Consider the following 18,642-nt stretch of genomic DNA (forward strand, 5'->3'; position numbering starts at 1 on the left):
CCGCGCGACCGGGCCGGTGTGAGATGACCGGACCCACGGATCGTCCGCAACGGTGGAGCCGGTTGCTGGAACTGCTCGCCGAATCCGGGCGGCTCTCGGTGGAGGAGGCCGCCGACCGGCTCGGCGTGTCCGCCGCGACGGTGCGCCGCGATTTCACCGCGCTCGCCCAACAGCAGCTGGCCACCAGGACGCACGGCGGTGTGGTGGCGACCTCGGTGGCCTATGACCTGCCCGCCCGTTATCGGCAGAGTGCGGGCGAAGCCAAGCAGCGCATCGCCGAACACGCCGCGTCCCTGGTCGATCCGTGCGCGGTGGTGGGGATGAACGGCGGCACGACCACCACGGCGGTGGCCAGATCGCTGGCCGGGCGCCCGGATCTCGGATCGGCTGGTGACGAGCAGCTCACCATCGTCACGAATGCGCTGAACATCGCGGGGGAGATGGTGCTGCGGCCGCACATGCGCACGATCGTCCTCGGCGGTGTGGCCCGGCGGGAATCCTACGAGTTGCACGGGCCACTGGCCGAACGGGCGCTGGCCGAACTGCGGCTCGACGATCTCGTGCTCGGCGTGAACGCGATCTCCGTGGCGGGCGGCGCCCAGTGCAGGCACATCGACGAGGCCGGGGTCACCACCGAGATGGTGCGGCGTTCCGGCCGGGTGATCGTGGTGGCCACCGGGGACAAACTCGAGCGCACCGCGCTGGCTCGTATCTGCGGCATCGAGCAGGTGCAGGTGCTGGTCACCGATACCGGCGCGGATCCGGCGGCCGTGGAGGCCATCCGAGCGGCGGGCGTGCGGGTCGACGTGGTGTAGCCGCCCGGGCCTACTTCGCCGTGGCCGACGTCAGCGGTCGCGAAGCCTCGGCGATGGGACGGATGCCGCGCCGCCAGACCAGGAATCCCCAGGCCACGAAGCCCGCGTAGACGAGATACAGGGCGGCGGAGGGGTAGTAGCCCGCCCGCAGCAGCAGTGGAACGCCGACCAGGTCTACCGCGATCCAGATCAGCCAGAACTCGGCCAGGCCCCGTGCCATGCCGTAGGTGGCCAGGACCGAGCCGGTGAAGATCCACGCCTCGGCCCACGGACCGTACGAACCCAGCCACGCGAAGATCTGAGCGAACACCGCCGTGCCCGCGAGCATCGCGGCCACGAGCACCACGCGTTCGCGCGTACTCGCCCAGCGCGGGTCGACGCCGCGATGGGTGGAACCGGTCTCCCGCGCCGCGTGGCGGTACCAGCTCCACCAGCCGTAGACGCTGACCGCGACGAACATGAGCTGGCGTCCGGCCTGTCCCGCCATGTTCAGCTGCTGCGGGGTGTGGAACACGCCGCCGACGAACACGGTGAACAGCAGGGCGTTCCCGGCGATGCCCACCGGCCAGGCCCACACGCGCCGCCGCATGCCGCCGATCGCGGACGCCAAACCGAAGCCGTTGCCGATCACCTCGCGCCAGAGGATCTCCGAGCCCGCGACGTGCAGCTTGGCGTCGAGCAGCGTGATGATCGGGTTCACCTGTCGTGTAACCCGCCGCGGGGCGTATCTCATCCGATCGGATCGCCGCGATCGAAATCCACCTCGCAGCCGCGGTGCGGACCGTAACGATTGCGCAATCTGGCGGCGCGATTCGCAATGTCCGTGCAACGGGGTGCTCTTATCGTGGCCGTCATGAGCACGGAGAGCGGTACCGCCGGGGGGACCGGAATTCATCTCAGCGGATTGACGAAGACCTTCCGGGTCGGGCGGAAGACCGTGCAGGCGTTGGCGAGTGTCGATCTGCACACCGAACAGGGCGCGTTCCTCTCGCTGCTCGGCCCGTCCGGCTGCGGCAAGTCGACAGTGCTGCGCATCCTGGCGGGCCTGGAGACGCCGACCGCGGGCACGGCGCTGATCGACGGCGCGACGCCCGGCGAGCTGCGCGGCAGGCATGCGCTCGGCATCGCGTTCCAGGATTCGGCGTTGCTGCCTTGGCGGTCGGTGGCCTCGAATATCGCGTTGCCTTTGCAAGTCGCGGGCATCAGGCCGGAGCCGGGGCAGATCGACGAGCTGATCGGGCTGGTGGGGCTGGAGGGTTTCGAGAAGGCCAAGCCCGCGCAGCTGTCGGGCGGCATGCGCCAGCGCGTCTCGATCGCGCGGGCGCTGGTGGTGCGGCCTGCCGTGCTGCTGCTGGACGAACCCTTCGGCGCGCTCGACGACATGACCAGGCAGCGGCTCAATCTGGAGTTGCTACGGATCTGGACCGAGAAGCCCGCGACGACGTTGATGGTCACCCACGGCATCGCGGAGGCGGTGTTCCTTTCCGACGTGGTAGCCGTCATGAGTCCCCGGCCGGGGCGGGTGCTGGAACTGGTCGAGATCGATCTTCCGCGCCCGCGGCTGCCGGAGATGATGCGGACGCCGGAATTCCACAAGCTGCACGACTATCTGTCGGAGCTGCTGTTCGGGACCGCGGGCAAAGGAGGCGTCGCATGAACGAGCACCGACCCGAACGCTGCCCGCGCCACGGCAAACCGGGCGGGCAGCGGTCGAGCGCGCACATCCGGCCGATGCGGCGGCATCTCTTCGCACGCTGCGTGCGACGGACGGGAGACACGGCATGAAGCGCTTCGGCGGTGTGCTCGGCGTGCTCGGGCTGGTCGCGGTGTGGTGGGCGCTCGCGGCGTTCGAGGTCGCGGGCGGCACCGTACCCAGCCCATGGCAGGTGCTGCACACCATGTACACCGACGGATGGGAGCTGTACGGCCCCAACTTCCGGATCACCGCGCTCGGCGCGCTGCAAGGGTTCGTCTGGGGCAACGGCCTGGCCATCGCGCTCGCCGTCCTGATCGTGCTGGTGCCGCCGATCGAGTCGCTGGCCACCCAGCTGGCGATACTGAGCTACTGCACGCCGCTGCTCGCGCTGGGCCCGATCATCCTGGTGGTCTTCGGCGGACGCACCCCCACGGTGTTCTTGGCGGCGATGTACTGCTTCTTCACCACGATGGTCGGCACCGTCGCCGGGTTGCGTTCGGCCGACCGGACCAGCCTGGATCTGGTGCGCGCCTATGGCGGCGGACGCTGGCAGCAGCTGTACCGGGTGCGGGCGATCGCGGCGCTGCCCAGCACGTTCGCGGCGTTGAAGATCGCCGCGCCGTCGGCGGTGCTCGGCGCGATCATCGGCGAGTACCTCGGTGGCGTGGACAGCGGGATCGGGGTGGCGCTCACCGCCGCGCAGACCTCCTACAACGTGCCGCGCACCTGGGGCATGGCGCTGGCCGCCGCGGCGCTGGCCGGGCTCGGTTACGCGCTGGTGGCGCTGGCGGCACGGTTGGCCGCGCCGTGGACCGCGCAGGGAGCACGATGAACGTCCGGCCGGGCCGGCACGGGAAGGACGCCCGATGAAACTGCTGCGACGCATCGGGATCTTCCTGTTCCCGCTGGCCACCTCGCTGCTGTTGATGCTGGTGATCTGGTACGTCTTCCTGCGGGCGTTCCCGCAGGTCGGGCCGCGGGTCGGCAAGACGCCCGGCGACATCTGGAGCTACTTGGTGACCGCGCCAAACGCCGCCGCCGCGCGGCAGGCGATCCTGGACGATCTGCAGATCACGCTGCGCGACGCGGCCATCGGGTTCGGCGCGGGCATGCTTGCCGCGCTGGTGGTCGCGGCGCTGTTCGTGTCGTTCGCCGCCGTCGAGCAGACCTTTCTCCCGGTGGCGATGCTGCTGCGCTCGGTGCCGCTGGTGGCGCTCACGCCGATCATCGTGCTGGTGTTCGGCCGTGGTCTGGCGGGGGTCGCCGTGCTCGCCGCGATCGTGGTGTTCTTCCCCGCCCTGGTCATGATCATGGCGGGCTTGCGCAACGCGCCGCGGCAGGCGCTGGAACTGGTGACCGCGTACGGCGGTTCACGGTGGACCGGGTTGCGCATGGTGGCCGTGCCCGCGGCGCTGCCTTCGGTGTTCGCCGCCGCGCGGATCTCGGTGCCGGGTGCGCTGATCGGCGCGTTGCTGGGGGAATGGCTCGGCAGCGGCACCGGGTTGGGCGCCAGTCTGATCCGGGCGATCCCGACGTTCCAGTACAGCAAGTTGTGGGCCTCGATCGTCATCGTCACGCTGGTCTCGGTGGCGCTCTACGCGATCGTCGGCGTGGTCGAGAACCTGGTGCTCGCCCGCTTCGGCCCGGAAGCCGGACGACTCTGAGCGAACAGACCGGCGAATTCCTCGCCCGGAACGCCAAAGTAAAGAAAATGAAACGCGCTGCCCCTAGATTCGGCCCATGACACCCGCGCACCGCTCCACGTTCGGGCACCTGAACCGACGCTCGTTTCTCCGTTACTCCGCGTTCGCCGGCGCAGCGCTCGGCGGCGCGGGGGCGCTGGCCGCCTGCGACGGAAGCTCCGGCGACTCGTCCGGCGGCACCACCGCGGACGGCTCGAAATACGGCGGCGTCGCGGTTCAGCTGTCCTGGTTGAAGAACATCGAATTCGCGGGCGAATACTTCGCCGATTCGAAAGGCTATTTCAAAGAGGCGGGTTTCGGCTCGGTCGACCTGATCGCGGGCGGCGCGGCGAGCACGTCGGTGGAGGCCGGATTGGACACCGGGAAGGTGTGGCTGGGGTTGTCCGCGCCACAGACCACCGCACCGGCGATCCTGGAGGGCCTGCCCGCCAAGATCGTCGCCACCACGTATCAGAAGAACCCGTTCGCGATCGTGTCCTCCGCGGCGAAACCGATCAAGACGCCCGAGGACATGAAGGGCCGCAAGATCGGTGTGCAGGACACCAACCAGCTGATCTTCACCGCGCTGCTCACCGCCAACGGGATGAAGCCGGGCGACGTCACCATCGTGCCCGCGCAATTCGACCCCACGCCGCTGGCCAACGGTGAGGTCGACGGATGGGTCAGCTACGTGACCAACGAACCGATCACGCTCGCGGCGAAGGGTTTTCCGACGGCGCACTTCTTGTTCGCCGATTACAACCTGCCGCTGGTCGCCGAGACGCTCACGGTCGCGCAGTCCACCATCGACAAGGAGCGTGACAAGCTCAAAGCGTTCCTGGCCGCCGAGATCAAGGGGTGGAAGGACGCGGTGGCGGATCCGGCCGAATCGGCGCGGCTCGCGGTGGAGGTGTACGGCAAGGATCAGAAGCTGGACCTGGCCGAGCAGACGAAAGAGGCTGTCGCGCAGAACGATCTGGTGGTCTCGGCGGACACGGCCGCCAACGGTTTGCTCTCCATGACCGACGCGCTGATCGAGCAGAACGTCGCCGCGCTCCGCAGTGCGAAGATCGACATCAAGGCCGCGCAGCTGTTCGATCTGTCCGTGCTGCGCGAGGTCTACGCCGAGAATCCCGGCCTGAAGTGATCAGATACCAAGTCCCACAGCGGTTCGCGGCGTGATCGGGATCTCGCCGCTGTATGGGTCGGCCGGTCGCGCCGGTTGCGCGGCGCGGGCGGCCAGCAGTTCGGCGGCGATCGCCACGGCCATCTCTGGCGCGGTGCGCGCGCCGATGTCCAATCCGGCGGGCGAATGCAGCCGCGCGAGCGTCTCCGGGCCGAAACCGCCTGCCTGGAGATCCTCGATGCGCCGGATATGCACCTGGCGCGAGCCCATGGCGCCGAGATAGCCGAGCTCGGGTAGTCGTAGCGCCACGGTGAGGAGCGGGATCTCGAAGGTGGGATCGTGCGACAGCACGACAATGGCCGTGCTGCTGTCGATCTCTCCGGCCGCGGAGAGGGTGTTGAGGTAGCGGTGCGGCCAGTCCACCACCACCTCGGCGCCGGGAAAGGAGTCCGGCGTAGCGAAATTGGGGCGCGAGTCGCAGATGGTCACTCGGTAACCGAGTAGCTTGGCCTGCACCGTGAGTGCGGCGGCGAAGGAATTGGCGCCGAAGATGATCAGGCGCGGCGGCGGGGCGAACGAGGAGACGAAGACGTCCGAATCCGGTAGCGCCACCAATTCGGTGGCGTGCTTCTTGTCGGTGATCAGGTGCTGGCCGATCAGGTCGGCATCGGAGTTCCACACCACCGTGAAGACGGTGACCCTGCGGTGCGCCGCGATCTCGGCGGCGACATCCGGGAACTCCGGGAAGTGTCTTCGGGAGAACGGTTCGGTGAAGACGTCCATCATCCCCTCGCCGTTCGCGCCCGCCTCCAGGCCGGTGGCCACGCCGAAGCGGTGCATCGCGCGCCGGCCGGTGCGCGCCGCCTGGAGCACCGCCTCGTACGCGATCTCCTCCAGCCCGCCCGCGGCGACCGATCCGTAGACGCCCCCGTCCGGATCGACCAGCATCGCGGAGCCCACCGGCAAGGGGGCGGCGCCCACAGTGCGCACGATGGTGCCAAGTCCGCCGGTCCGGCCCGAGTGCCACACCCGCAACAGGTCGTCGACGATGTCCCGCATCAGCTAGCTCCGATCACCGTGCGGTCGTGGCCGGGAAGTCACGATCGACGCCCGTCGCCAAATCGTCGCACGTGACGCACACCATATCGTCTCTACCGGTCAAATATGTCCGGGCTCCGGAATCTCCCGCCGCCGCCCCGCACACCGCGTTCCAGTGCTTGTGGGCGATAACAACGGGGTGGCCCGGTGTGTTGTGGAACACAGCACGAGCCAGGCCGCCGGGTGCCGCCAGCGCGGCGTTCAGCACCCGGGCGACCACGTCGGCGCCGACATCGGGGGTGTCCACCGGCATGATCGCGGCGTAGCGCGCGGGCGTGCTCGACGCGGCGATCAGACCCGCCCGCAGCGAGGCGCTCAGACCGGTGGCCCAGTCCGCCGCCCAGACGTGCCGCACCCCCGGCGGCAGTTCGACGATCCGCGGCGTGGGGCCGGTCGCGCCGAGCACCACGATGACCGGGTCGCAGCCCCCGTCGCGCAGCGCGGTGACCGTCGCTCGCAACCATGCGCCGCCCTCGGCGAGCACTTTGGGTTTTCCGTAGCGGGTTCCGGCGCCCGCGGCGAGCACGACGCCGGCGCACGGTGCGACGGCGGAGCGATCAGGGTCGGCCATGCGTAAACGGTAATACCGGCCGGTCTGCGCCGCACGATGGGAAACCCGGTGCTCAGGCGCGTCCGGGAGCGACACGCCGACAGCGATCCGACCCCTTCCGGTGGCGGCTCGCGGGGTCGTATTCGATGCTGGTCCGATGACGGATCGGCGACCCGGTATCGCGGCGTTCGACGCGCTGTCCGACGACGCGGCCTACCAGGCGGTGCTCCGCTGCTGCTCGGCGCCGGGCTTCGCGCGGTCGGTGGTCGCAGGCCGTCCGTACCGGCGGGTCGAGGCGCTGCTCGACGCGGCGGAGGAGCTGTCGGCGCTGCTGCCGGAGTCCGAACTCGAGCTGGCGCTGGCGGGTCATCCCAGGATCGGGGAGCGGCCGCATTCCACGGCCTCGGCGCGGGAGCAGGCCGGGGTGGCGGGAGCGGACGAAGCGGTACGCGCGGCACTCGCCGAGGGCAACCGCGTCTACGAGGAACGGTTCGGGCACATCTACCTGGTGTGCGCGAGCGGAAAGTCGGGCGAGGAGCTGCTCGCGCTGCTCACCGCCCGGTTGCGCAATGATCCCGAAACCGAAAGGCGAGTCGTGCGAACAGAATTGGGCAAGATCAACCGCATCCGGCTGCGCGCGCTGCTGGCGGAGCTGTCGTGAGCGCGCTGAGCACCCACGTGCTGGACGCGGTGCGGGGTACGCCCGCCGCGGGCGTCACGGTGACGTTGTACCAGCAGGCGCGCCAGCTCGATTCGGGCGAAACGGGCGCGGACGGGCGGATCCGCGCATTGGGCGAAGCGCTCGAACCGGGAACCTATCGGCTGGTGTTCGACACCGGCGCCTACTTCACGAGGCAGGGGGTCGAAACCTTCTATCCGGAGGTGAGCATCACGTTCACCATGACCGATGAGCGGCGCTATCACGTCCCATTGCTGTTGTCGCCCTTCGCCTTTTCCACCTATCGAGGGAGCTGAGCGAGCATGGAACTGACCGGACCGATCGAGCTGACCGGCCACAGATACGGCAAGGCGGAGAACCGGATCGTCCGCATCTACCGGCGGAGCGCACGGCACGAGATCCGCGACGTGAACGTGTCCACCGTGCTGCGCGGTGATTTCGCCGATGCGTACGTGTCCGGCGACCAGGCGAAGGTCTTGCCCACCGACACGCAGAAGCAGACGGCCTACGCCTTCGCGAAGCAGCCGGGATTGCGAGCCATCGAGGACTACGCGCTCGCGCTGGCCGATCATTTCGTCGCCGACATCGAACCGGTGCGCAGCGCGCGCGTCGAGGTCGACCAATACGCCTGGCGGCGCGTGTCGGTCGGCGGCGTGGAGCACGACCACACCTGGGTGCGCAGCGGGCCGGACGTGCGCACCGCGGCCGTCACCGTGACCGGCAGCGGCGACGAACGACGGGCCTGGGTCGTCGGCGGGGTGAAGGACCTGACCATCCTCAAGTCGACCGGCTCGGAGTTCGCGGATTTCCTGACCGACGACTTCACCGTGCTCGCGCCGACCCATGATCGGATGCTGGCCACCGCGCTGGTGGCCGAATGGCGGTTCGCGAGCAGCACGGGCGTGGACTGGGACGAGGTCTACGCGGGCGTGCGGGCGCGGCTGGTGGAGACCTTCGCGACGCTGCACTCGAAGGCACTGCAACAGACCCTGTTCGAAATGGGCAAGGCCGCGCTGGCGGCCTACCCGGTGCTGGCCGAGATCCGGCTCGCCGCGCCGAACAAGCATCACTTCGAGTACGACCTGGCCCGCTTCGGCATCGAGAACCGCGGCGAGGTGTACCACGCCGACGACCGGCCCTACGGGTTGATCCACGCCACCGTGGCACGTGCCGACGCGCCGGAAGCGGGCCTCGCGTGGACCAGGTGACCGTCATCGCGGACTGCGCCGTCGCGACCGTGGACCCGCACGGGACCGAGTACGTCAGCGGCCACGTCGTCGTGCGCGGCAACCGGATCGACGCGGTCGGCGCGGGCGACCCGCCGGAAGTGGGCGGTGCGCGGCGCATCGACGGGCGCGGCTGCCTGCTGACGCCCGGGCTGGTGAACACCCATCAGCATCTCTATCAATGGATCACCCGGGGCCTGGCCACCGACCACACGCTGTTCGAGTGGCTGGGAAAGCTCTACCCCGTCTGGGCGGGTATCGATGAGGACGCGGTCCGCGTGGCGGCCACGGGCGCACTCGCCGCCCTCGCCGCCACCGGGTGCACCACCACCACCGATCACCACTACGTGTTCCCCCGCGACGGCGGTGACCCGCTCGCCGCCGAGATCACCGCGGCGGCGCGGGTCGGTCTGCGGTTTCACCCCTGTCGCGGCTCGATGGACCTGGGGGCGAGTGCGGGCGGGCTGCCGCCCGATCATCTGGTGGAACGCCTGGACGACATCCTCGCCGCGAGCGCGGAGGCCGTCGCGCGCTGGCACGACCCGTCGTTCGACGCCATGCTGCGGATCGCGCTGGCGCCGTGCTCGCCCTTCTCGGTCACACCGGACCTGCTGCGCGAGTCGGCGGCGCTGGCCCGCGCGACGGGGGTCCGGCTGCACACCCACCTCGCCGAGACCGCCGACGAACAGGACTATTGCGCCTCGGCCTTCGGCTGCACGCCCGCGCAGTACATGCAGCGGCTCGGCTGGTTCGGTCCCGACGTCTGGTACGCGCACGCCGTCCACCTGGACGACGACGCGATCGACGCCATGGCGGAAACGGGCACCGGCGTGGCGCATTGCCCCACGTCGAACGCGCGGCTCGGCGCGGGCGTCGCCCGCACCGCCGACCTGGTGCGCGCGGGCGTCCCGGTGGGTCTCGGTGTCGACGGGGCGGCCAGCAACGAGGCGGGTTCGATGATCGAGGAGCCGCGCCACGCGCTGCTGTGGGCGCGCAACCGGGGCGGCCCGCACGCGATGACCGTGCGCACCGCGTTGGAACTGGCCACCATGGGCGGGGCGCGCGTGCTGGGCCGCGCCGCCGAGATCGGTTCGATCGAGGTGGGCAAACTGGCCGACTTGGCGCTGTGGCGCCTGGACACGGCCGCGCACGCCGGGATCCAGGATCCGGTGACCGCCCTCGTGCTCGGCTCGGCCCCGCCGCTGGCGGCGCTGCTGGTGAACGGACGCGAGGTGGTGCGCGACGGCGAGGTCAGGACGGTCGACACGGACGTGGTCGCCGGCGAGGTGGCACGGGCGCAGGCGGCGTTGCTCGCGAAGGCGGGTTGAGGGCGCGCGCGGCTCGCCTGCCGACCTGACGAAGATCGCACCTGCCCGACTGGGCGAGGTGTCGTGCCTGGTCAGGTGGAACGAGCGATACTGAAGCAGTGCCGGCTCGGACGGCTCGTAGCGGCCGGGCGGGAGCCGTGGTGGACGGAATGGTCGACCGGGGATAGTTCCCCGTGGGCGGCCGTCGTGTGGCGAGATAACGGCCGCGCAATCTGATGTGCGTCGCGCGCAATATGGCGGCAACCGACTGGCTCTACGGTGACGGAGAGGCAGGAACGAGGTGAGACGTGGACCTGGACACGATCCGCGAGGTGGTGATCGCCCGCGAGCGGGCGGACCTGGCGGCGCTCGGCGCGTCGGCCGCGGTGCTCGCCGGAGGGACCTTCCTGTTCTCCGAGCCGCAGGATCGACTGGTGCGGCTGGTGGACATCACCGGCTTGGGGTGGCCTTCGTTCGAGATCCGGGACGACGGACTGGAGATCGCGGCGACCTGCACCCTGGCCGAGTTCGCCGGCGCCGCGCCGGGACGCGAGCTGGGGATGCCGGTGCTGCACGACCCATGGCCGGGGACCGCGCTGTTCGCACGGTCGTGCCGGGCGCTGCTCGCTTCGCACAAGATCTGGCGCACCGCCACCGTCGGGGGGAACGTCTGCCTCGCCCTGCCCGCGGGCGCGGTGCTCGGCGCGCTGGTCGCGCTCGACGGGAAGGCGCAGGTATGGGCTGCGGACGGTGCCGATCGGAGCATTCCGCTGCGGGAGTTCGTCCTGGCGCCGGGACGCACGGTGTTGCGGCCCGGTGACGTGTTGCGCTCGATTCACTTGCCGCGGTCGAGTCTGCTGGCGCGCACGAGTTTCCGGAAGATCGCGCTCGCTCCGCTGGGCCGTTCCGGCTCCGTGGTGATGGGACGGCGGGAACGGGACGGCCGCGGCGCGATCACCATCACGGCCGCCACGACCAGGCCCGTCGTCCTGGACTTCGCCGAGCCGCCCACCGCGGACGCGATCAGCGACGCCGTGGACGGCATCGATCCCGCCCTCTGGTTCGACGATCCGCACGGCTCGCCCGAGTGGCGCGCGCACGTCACCGGGATGCTCGCCCACGAGGTCGCCGCCGAACTGCGGGAATCCTGATGCGGTTCGAAGTGGACGGCAGGACCGTCGACGTCACGGCGCGGCCGGGCCAGTGCCTGCGGACGGCGCTGCGGGACAGTGGCGCCCTGGCGGTGAAGAAGGGGTGCGACACGGGCGATTGCGGAGCCTGCTCGGTGCTGGTCGACGGAATGACGGTGCACTCCTGCGTCTTTCCCGCGTATCGCGCCGACGGGCGTTCCGTCGTCACCGCCGCCGGGCTCGGGACGCCCGAGCACCCGCACCCGGTGCAGCGCCGGTTCGTCGACAACGCCGCCTTCCAGTGCGGGTTCTGCACCGCGGGCATGGTGGTCACGGCAGCGGGGCTCCGGGGTGGTGAGCAGGTCGACGTGCCGGGCGACGAACTGGCCGAATTGATGAAAGGGAACCTCTGCCGCTGCACGGGTTACCGCGCCATCCGCGCGGCGCTGGGCGAGCCGACCGTCACCGGCGGGGGCTCCGGTGGCGGTGCCTTGGCCGGGCCGCGCCTCGTGTCCGGCAGCGAGCCGTTCACGCTGGACCTACCGCAGGTCGGCTCGCGCGCGGAGGATCGGTCACGAGTCGGCGAGAGCGCGCCGCCGACCGCTCCGCTGCACCTCGCCGTGCTGACCAGCCCGCACCCCCACGCGCGCATCCGCTCGATCGCCACCACCGCGGCCGAGGCGCTGCCGGGCGTGCACGCGATATTCACCCATGCCGATGCGCCGGACGTGTCGTTCTCCACCGCGCGGCACGAAGCGCGCACCGATGACCCCGACGACACCTACGTGCTCGACCGGACCGTCCGGTTCGTGGGGCAGCGGGTGGCCGCGGTGGTGGCCGACAGCGTCGCGATCGCCCGTGAGGCATGCCGCTTGCTGGAAGTCGACTACGAGGTGTTGCCCGCCGTCTTCGAGCCGGAAGACGCGCTGCGCGCCGACGCGCCGAAACTGCACGGCGACAAACCGGCCTCGGCCCGGATCGCCGATTCCGCCCGCAACGTGATCGCCGAGCTGCACGGGGAGGTGGGCGATGTCGCGGCGGGACTGACCGCCGCGGTTCAGGTAGTGCGAGGTGTCTGGTACTCCCCACGCGGACAGCACGTGCACTTGGAGACGCACGGCGGGGTCGGCTGGCTGGACGACGCCGGACGGCTCGTCATCCGGTGCAGCACGCAGGTGCCGTTCCTGGTCCGCGACGAACTGTGCCGGCTGTTCGGGCTGGACGCGGCGCAGGTGCGGGTGCTCGCGGCCAGGGTCGGCGGCGGATTCGGCGCGAAGCAGGAGATGCTGGCCGAGGACCTGATCGCGCTGGCCGTGCTGCGCACCGGCAGACCGGTGCAGTACGAGTTCACCCGCTCCGACGAGTTCACCTCCGCCACGTGCCGTCATCCGATGCGGGTCGAGGTGACGGCGGGGGCCGACGCCAACGGTGTACTCACCGCCTTGGCCGTCGACGTACTCGCCGACACCGGCGCCTACGGCAACCACAGCGGCGGCGTGATGTATCACGGCGTCGGCGAGTCGGTGGAGCTGTACCGCTGCGCCAACAAGCGGGTCGACGCGCGGGTGGTGTACACCAACAACGTCCCTTCCGGCGCGTTCCGCGGCTACGGCCTCGGGCAGGTGATCTTCGCGGTGGAGTCGGCGCTGGACGAGCTGGCGCACGCGCTCGGCATGGACCCGTTCGAACTGCGCCGCCGCAACGTCGTGGTGCCCGGTGACCGGTTCGTCGGCGCGGCGGTGAACGAGAGCGACCTCATGTTCGGCAGCTACGGCTTGGACCAGTGCCTGGACCTCGCCGAACGGGCGCTGCTGCGCGGCAACGACGTGCATGCGCCCGGCCCCGAGTGGCGGGTGGGCACCGGCATGGCCGCCGCGATGATCGCGACCGTCCCGCCGCGCGGCCACCGGTCGGCGGCGACGGCCGCGCTGTTGCCCGACGGTCGCTACGAGATCCGCTGCGGTACAGCGGAATTCGGCAACGGCACGACGACGGTGCACGCGCAGCTCGCGGCCACCGCGCTGGACACCGAAATCGCCCGCATCGTGGTCCGGCACGCCGATACCGACCTGGTGGACCACGACACCGGCGCGTTCGGCTCCACCGGCATCGTGGTCGCGGGCAAGGCCGTGTACGCGGCGGCGTGCGCGTTGCGCGGGCTCCTGCTGGCCAGAGCGGCCGAACTGGCGGGCGTCCCGGAGCGGGACTGCGCGCTGACCTCCGGCGGCGTGCACTGCGGTGACCGGTTGCTTCCCGCGGCCGAACTGCTGACCGGCGGCGATCTCGTCGCTCACGCCGAGCACGGGGGCAGCCCCAGGTCGGTGAGCTTCAATGTGCAGGCCTTCCGCGTCGCCGTGCATCCCGGCACCGGGCAGGTGCGCATCCTGCAGTCGATCCAGGCCGCCGACGCGGGCACGGTGCTCAACCCGGTGCAGTGCCGCGGGCAGGTCGAGGGCGGTGTCGCGCAGGCCGTCGGCACCACGCTGTACGAGGACATGCGTAGCGCGCACGGCGTGGTCGGCGCGCGGACCCTGCGGCACTACCACGTGCCGCAGTTCGCCGACGTGCCGCGCACGGAGGTCTACTTCGCCGAGACCGCCGACGCGCTCGGCCCGCTGGGCGCCAAGTCGATGAGCGAATCGCCGTACAACCCGGTCGCGCCCGCGCTCGCCAACGCGATCCGCGACGCGGTCGGCGTGCGGCTGTACCGGCTGCCGATAACCGCGGACCGGGTCTGGGCCGCACTGCGGGAGAAGGGATCACGATGACGAAGGTGCCGGAGAACGTCCGCGCGCGGATCGAGTCGATGCTCGACACGGTGGACACCGAACTGCGCCGCAGGTATCCCGGATCGAACGGCCGCTCGCAACCGATCCACACCGTGTACGTCCCGGCCGACCGGGTCGCGGAGGAGACTCCGCGGGAGTGGGGCGCGGCCGCGGTCGAACTGCTCGACCGCCACCACGATCTGCTGGCCTCCCTCGACGCCAGCGGCTCACTTCCCGACGTGCGTAAACGACTGGAGTCGGACCCGGTTCAAGATCTGCGCATCGACTTCGAGGACGGCTACGGCCTGCGCGCCGACGCCGAGGAGGACCGCGCGGCCACGGCGGCGGGTGCGGTGCTCGCGGCCTGGGCGCGGCGCTCCGCGGGTCCGGCGAGCAGCGGCATCCGGATGAAGGGCTTGGGCGGCGGCGAGCGTCGTCGTGCGCTCCGCACGCTGGATCTCGTCTTGGAGGGCGTGGGCGGGGTGCCCCCGGGCTTCGTCTTCACCGTGCCGAAAGTGCGTGCCGTACAGCAGGTTTCGGCTCTGGTTCAGCTGTGCGTCGGGGTGGAGCGCGCGTACGGCATCGCCGAGGGCAGTCTGCGCTTCGAACTGCAGATCGAGAGCCCGCAGGCGATCCTGGGCGCGGACGGCACGGCCCCGGTAGCCGCCATGCTCACTCTCTCCGAAGGTCGTTGTAGCGCATTACATTTCGGCACCTACGACTACACTGCCGCCTGTGGCGTCGCCGCGCCGGATCAAGCGCTCGACCACCCGGCCGCCGACTACGCCAAAGCGGTGATGCAGGTGGCGGCCGCGCAGACCGGGGTGTGGGTGTGCGACGGATCCACGCAGATCGTGCCCGACGGCGATCCCGCGGCCGCGCTGCGCAACCACCACCGGCTGGTCACCCGGGCGTTGCGGCGGGGGTACTACCAGGGCTGGGACATGCATCCGGGCCACCTGGTCACCCGCTGGCTGGCCACCTTCGACTTCTTCCGCCGGGCGATCGACGTCGCGGTTCCGCGCCTGCTGGACTACCTGGCTCGGCGCGGCGGCGACGTCGTCGACGAACCCGCCACCGCCGAAGCGCTGGCCGCGACCGTGCTGCGCGGCATCGAGTGCGGCGCCCGCCCGGACGCCGGCGCTGCGGAACTCACCGAGGCGGTCCTGCGTGCCCTGGCGGCACGGGCGCCGCTGCCTGCGGAGACGCCGTGACGGGCCATCCGAACGGGGTCATCCCGGGAGACGCCGGGCGCGAGGACGCGGAGTTCACCCTGCTGCCGGATCTGGCGGTCCGGCCGCTCGGCGGCTCGGTGATCTGGGCGAACGACGAATTCTTCGCGGAGAAGGAGAACCTGATCAACCCCGGCCCCGCGCAGTACCGTCCGTCCACCTTCGGGCACAAAGGGCAGATCTACGACGGCTGGGAGACCCGCAGGCACCGCGGGCAGCCCGGCGACGACGCCGCGATCGTGCGGCTCGGCGTGCCGGGCGTGATCCGCGGCATCGTCGTGGACACCGCGTGGTTCAAGGGCAACTATCCGCCCGCCGTCTCGGTGTCCGCGTTGGAGATCGAGGACTATCTTCCAGCGGAAGCCATTGCCGCGCGTGATGATTGGGTGATGCTGGTCGATCGCTCCCCGGTCGCGGGGGACAGCCGCAACCTGTTCCCGGTCGAGAACGAGAAGCGCTGGACCCACGTGAAACTCGCGATGCACCCGGACGGCGGCGTGGCCAGGCTGCGCGTGCACGGCGAGGGCAGGCCCGATCCGCGTCTGCTCGGGCTCCACCCGCTGGATCTGGCCGCCTTGGAGAACGGCGCGCTGGTGCTGGACTGCTCCAATCGCTTCTACAGCTCGCCCAACCAGCTGCTGTATCCCGGCTGGGCCCGGTCCATGGGTGAGGGCTGGGAGACCGCCCGGCGCCGGGACGACGGCAACGACTGGGTGCGCATCCGCCTGGCCGGACCCGGACTGATCCGGCTCGCCGAACTGGACACCTCCTACTTTCTCGGCAACAGTCCGGGCGCCGCCCGGCTCACCGGCCGCACCAACGACGGCACCGAGCTGGAGCTGTTGCCGCGCACCACCCTGCTACCCGACACCAGGCACCGGTTCCCGATCGCGCCGATGGCCGCGTCCGTGGAGGAAGTGCGCCTGGACATCTACCCGGATGGCGGATTGGCGCGGCTGCGACTGTACGGCGAGCTCGGCGCATGAGCGAGCGAAAGTCGATACCGCGCGTCGCGCCTGCCGGAGCCGAGCGTACTGCAAGGGATTTCGTCGGGTACGGCCCGAACCCGCCGGACCCGCGATGGCCGGGTGAGGCGCGGATCGCGGTCCAATTCGTGCTCAATTACGAAGAGGGCGGCGAGAACAATGTCCTCGACGGCGACGAACACTCCGAAACGTTCCTCTCGGAGATGACGCCCGCCGAAGCGTTCCCGAACCGTCATATGAGCATGGAGTCGCTTTACGAGTACGGCTCCCGCGCCGGGCTGTGGCGGGTGCTGCGCGTCTTCGAGCGACGCGGACTGCCGCTGACGATATTCGCGGTGGCCCGCGCGCTGCAACGCAACCCCGAGGCGGTGGCGGCCTTCCGGGAACTGGACCACGAGATCGCCTGCCATGGCCTGCGGTGGAAGTCCTACCAGCTCACCGATCGCGATACCGAACGCGCGCACATGGCCGAGGCGGTGCGCATCCTCACCGAGCTGACCGGCGCGCCGCCGCTGGGCTGGTACACCGGCCGCGACTCCCCGAATACCAGAGAACTGGTGGTCGAGCACGGCGGCTTCGCCTACGACGCGGATTCCTACGCCGACGACCTGCCCTATTGGGTGCGCGTACACGACCGCGACCACCTGGTGGTGCCCTACACCCTGGACACCAACGACATGCGCTTCGCCTCACCCGCCGGTTTCCCCACCGGCGAACAGTTCTTCGCCCACGTCCGTGACGCCTTCGACGTCCTCTATCGCGAAGGCGCGGAGGGAAGTCCGAAGATGCTCTCGATCGGCTTGCACTGCCGCCTCATCGGCCGCCCCGCCCGCGCCGCCGCCCTGGAGCGCCTACTCGACCACATCCAGTCCTACGACCAGGTCTGGATCACCCGCCGCATCGACATCGCCGAACACTGGCGCGCGGTCCACCCCCCGCCCGCCTCCTGAGTGGTTCGCGAGTGGCACATGGTTGCGGCATACGTCGAGAAGGCCCCACGCTGGTGTGCCACTCACGGTCTGCGGTCAGGGGCGTTTCGGGTCAGGAATTCGGATAGGGCGGTGGTGATAGCGGAGTCTATGGCGGCGCGATTGTCAGTAGGAATCTGCTGGTTGTAAACCGCACTACATTCGTTGACGTGAATAGTTCGATTCGATGCGATCGAAGTGGGCTCATGCCGTGCTAAATGTATCGGGAAGCGTCGAACGGCGGCCAACCTCCGATCGTGAATTCTACGTAATCATGTCCTGGGACCTTCGAGCTCAGCACGCCGTTCTGGAATTCCAGTGTGTAGCGTATTACCGGCTCCCCGAACGGATTGATGGGAATCGAAATCGAAATGCCTGACTCGATAAGCGATTTCACGATAGCAAGGATGTCGGATAGTTCGAACGGGTCGTCTCGTGGTGCCAGGAACGACACATTGAGTCCGAGATCAACGCGAATCCCCTCCTCTTGTCTGGTCAAGGCGATGGATAACCCCGATCCACCTCTGGGAATCGCTGTCACGATATCCGAACCTGCATCGAACAAGATGTGCCCGACGGTCCCGTACTCTGTCGACAGCCACGAGTACAAGTTCGACATGACATGATCGAAATCATCCACGAAGTCTAGCCACCTCTTTCTTTGTCCGCGAATCAGCAGGTCACCGTCGATCGTGGCCCAAACCCATTCTGATAATTCTTAGTTGTCTTCCCGTCCACGGTGAGATACCCTTCTGCTATCCCAATGTACTCCCCTGGTACGCAGGGAGTTCCATTCTGCGACATGACGGTGTATTTCTTTCCGGCTGTAGGCGAATGCACCGTTCTCTGAGCAATGCTGCTCTCGATACGAACCCACTCCGCCCCGTCCACTTTGACGTAGTAGATGAACACATCTGCGCGTTCGACATCACCCTGGCAGATGAGCGTTCCTTTGACGTCCATCAGGCCAGGTGAACCTTTCGATTGATGCACATTGTGAACGTTGACCTCGCAGCTGCCGACACCGGCGCTTGCAACACCCGTTCCAACGCCCAAAATCCATCCAACGGATAAGATTAGAACTGCTCCGAGAAATTTCCACAACTGCACATTTGAATAGAAGCGCATCGAGTACATCGTTCCCCCTGTCTCGGATGCATATTCCGAGGTAGATCCCAGACTCAGGTTACGTATCGACTTCCGCATGGTCAAGGTTGAAACCTATTGACAGCGTGGGTCTCTGGCTCGCGGCAACGACATGTGCGCTGATCTCGACGAGGGGATAGGCTGAGCCCGCAAGGAATGTCTGGACTGCGACTCGTCGGGGATCGACGGCTGACCTGCCGAACCACTCCGTCAGTGTTTCCGGCGTCGTCATC

Annotated in this window: 19 protein-coding genes; 14 read left to right on the forward strand and 5 right to left on the reverse strand. The window is 69.3% G+C overall.

Annotated elements, in window-relative coordinates; genetic code table 11:
- Positions 1 to 23: 23 nt before the first annotated feature.
- Positions 24 to 815, forward strand: coding sequence for a DeoR/GlpR family DNA-binding transcription regulator (locus tag ABZ552_RS23060; protein ID WP_281875911.1), 792 nt, complete (start codon positions 24 to 26; stop codon positions 813 to 815).
- Between the two features lie 10 nt (positions 816 to 825).
- Here ABZ552_RS23060 and pnuC read toward each other — a convergent pair whose 3' ends face one another.
- A complete protein-coding gene (gene pnuC, locus ABZ552_RS23065) occupies positions 826 to 1,515 on the reverse strand; it encodes a nicotinamide riboside transporter PnuC (RefSeq protein WP_281875910.1) in 690 nt (229 codons plus the stop codon).
- Between the two features lie 153 nt (positions 1,516 to 1,668).
- Between pnuC and ABZ552_RS23070 the strand changes: the two genes are divergently transcribed.
- The 4 genes from ABZ552_RS23070 (at position 1,669) to ABZ552_RS23085 (ending at position 5,340) form a co-directional block, all read left to right on the forward strand.
- Positions 1,669 to 2,472 carry an ABC transporter ATP-binding protein gene (locus ABZ552_RS23070; protein WP_281875908.1) on the forward strand — a complete coding sequence of 268 codons (804 nt, stop codon included), beginning with the start codon at positions 1,669 to 1,671 and terminating at the stop codon, positions 2,470 to 2,472.
- Positions 2,473 to 2,596: 124 nt separating this feature from the next.
- A complete protein-coding gene (locus tag ABZ552_RS23075) occupies positions 2,597 to 3,343 on the forward strand; it encodes an ABC transporter permease subunit (protein ID WP_281875906.1) in 747 nt (248 codons plus the stop codon).
- Positions 3,344 to 3,377: 34 nt separating this feature from the next.
- Positions 3,378 to 4,175, forward strand: coding sequence for an ABC transporter permease subunit (locus ABZ552_RS23080; protein WP_281875904.1), 798 nt, complete (start codon positions 3,378 to 3,380; stop codon positions 4,173 to 4,175).
- A gap of 76 nt (positions 4,176 to 4,251) precedes the next feature.
- A complete protein-coding gene (locus ABZ552_RS23085; RefSeq protein ID WP_357439636.1) occupies positions 4,252 to 5,340 on the forward strand; it encodes an ABC transporter substrate-binding protein in 1,089 nt (362 codons plus the stop codon).
- Here the strand turns inward: ABZ552_RS23085 and ABZ552_RS23090 are convergent, their stop codons facing one another.
- Entirely contained in the window at positions 5,341 to 6,378 is a 1,038-nt protein-coding gene (locus ABZ552_RS23090) for an XdhC/CoxI family protein (protein ID WP_281875902.1), read from the reverse strand.
- Positions 6,379 to 6,391: 13 nt separating this feature from the next.
- Complete coding sequence (locus ABZ552_RS23095) at positions 6,392 to 6,988, reverse strand: nucleotidyltransferase family protein (RefSeq protein WP_357439639.1); 597 nt, start codon at positions 6,986 to 6,988, stop codon at positions 6,392 to 6,394.
- A 136-nt stretch (positions 6,989 to 7,124) separates the two neighbouring features.
- Between ABZ552_RS23095 and uraD the strand changes: the two genes are divergently transcribed.
- The 9 genes from uraD (at position 7,125) to puuE (ending at position 17,245) form a co-directional block, all read left to right on the forward strand.
- Positions 7,125 to 7,628 carry a 2-oxo-4-hydroxy-4-carboxy-5-ureidoimidazoline decarboxylase gene (gene uraD, locus ABZ552_RS23100; protein ID WP_281916440.1) on the forward strand — a complete coding sequence of 168 codons (504 nt, stop codon included), beginning with the start codon at positions 7,125 to 7,127 and terminating at the stop codon, positions 7,626 to 7,628.
- Positions 7,625 to 7,942 carry a hydroxyisourate hydrolase gene (uraH, locus tag ABZ552_RS23105; protein WP_281875898.1) on the forward strand — a complete coding sequence of 106 codons (318 nt, stop codon included), beginning with the start codon at positions 7,625 to 7,627 and terminating at the stop codon, positions 7,940 to 7,942. Before uraD ends, uraH begins: the two co-directional genes overlap by 4 nt.
- Before the next feature lie 6 nt (positions 7,943 to 7,948).
- Positions 7,949 to 8,854: a factor-independent urate hydroxylase gene (pucL, locus tag ABZ552_RS23110; RefSeq protein ID WP_357439643.1), complete on the forward strand. Its 906-nt coding sequence runs from the start codon at positions 7,949 to 7,951 to the stop codon at positions 8,852 to 8,854.
- Positions 8,842 to 10,200, forward strand: a complete 1,359-nt coding sequence (locus tag ABZ552_RS23115) for an 8-oxoguanine deaminase (RefSeq protein WP_281875896.1) — start codon at positions 8,842 to 8,844, stop codon at positions 10,198 to 10,200. Before pucL ends, ABZ552_RS23115 begins: the two co-directional genes overlap by 13 nt.
- Positions 10,201 to 10,487: 287 nt before the next feature.
- A complete protein-coding gene (locus ABZ552_RS23120; RefSeq protein WP_357439646.1) occupies positions 10,488 to 11,330 on the forward strand; it encodes an FAD binding domain-containing protein in 843 nt (280 codons plus the stop codon).
- Positions 11,330 to 14,077: a molybdopterin cofactor-binding domain-containing protein gene (locus ABZ552_RS23125; RefSeq protein ID WP_357439648.1), complete on the forward strand. Its 2,748-nt coding sequence runs from the start codon at positions 11,330 to 11,332 to the stop codon at positions 14,075 to 14,077. Before ABZ552_RS23120 ends, ABZ552_RS23125 begins: the two co-directional genes overlap by 1 nt.
- Entirely contained in the window at positions 14,074 to 15,291 is a 1,218-nt protein-coding gene (locus tag ABZ552_RS23130; protein ID WP_281875892.1) for an aldolase/citrate lyase family protein, read from the forward strand. The genes ABZ552_RS23125 and ABZ552_RS23130 overlap by 4 nt, the downstream gene beginning before the upstream one ends.
- On the forward strand, positions 15,288 to 16,295 hold the full coding sequence (alc, locus tag ABZ552_RS23135; protein ID WP_357439651.1) for an allantoicase: 1,008 nt from the start codon (positions 15,288 to 15,290) through the stop codon (positions 16,293 to 16,295). Before ABZ552_RS23130 ends, alc begins: the two co-directional genes overlap by 4 nt.
- Positions 16,292 to 17,245 (forward strand): allantoinase PuuE, encoded by a 954-nt coding sequence (gene puuE, locus ABZ552_RS23140; RefSeq protein ID WP_281875889.1) that lies wholly within the window; start codon positions 16,292 to 16,294, stop codon positions 17,243 to 17,245. The genes alc and puuE overlap by 4 nt, the downstream gene beginning before the upstream one ends.
- Before the next feature lie 232 nt (positions 17,246 to 17,477).
- Here puuE and ABZ552_RS23145 read toward each other — a convergent pair whose 3' ends face one another.
- Both ABZ552_RS23145 and ABZ552_RS23150 read right to left on the reverse strand, forming a co-directional pair.
- The gene (locus ABZ552_RS23145; RefSeq protein WP_281916444.1) at positions 17,478 to 17,903 is read right to left on the reverse strand and encodes a hypothetical protein; all 426 of its coding nucleotides are present in this window, start codon (positions 17,901 to 17,903) and stop codon (positions 17,478 to 17,480) included.
- A 32-nt stretch (positions 17,904 to 17,935) separates the two neighbouring features.
- A complete protein-coding gene (locus ABZ552_RS23150; protein WP_357439655.1) occupies positions 17,936 to 18,391 on the reverse strand; it encodes a hypothetical protein in 456 nt (151 codons plus the stop codon).
- Positions 18,392 to 18,642 lie beyond the last annotated feature (251 nt).

The organism is Nocardia sp. NPDC019219 (assembly GCF_040632645.1).
Classification (GTDB): Bacteria; Actinomycetota; Actinomycetes; order Mycobacteriales; family Mycobacteriaceae; genus Nocardia; species Nocardia sputorum.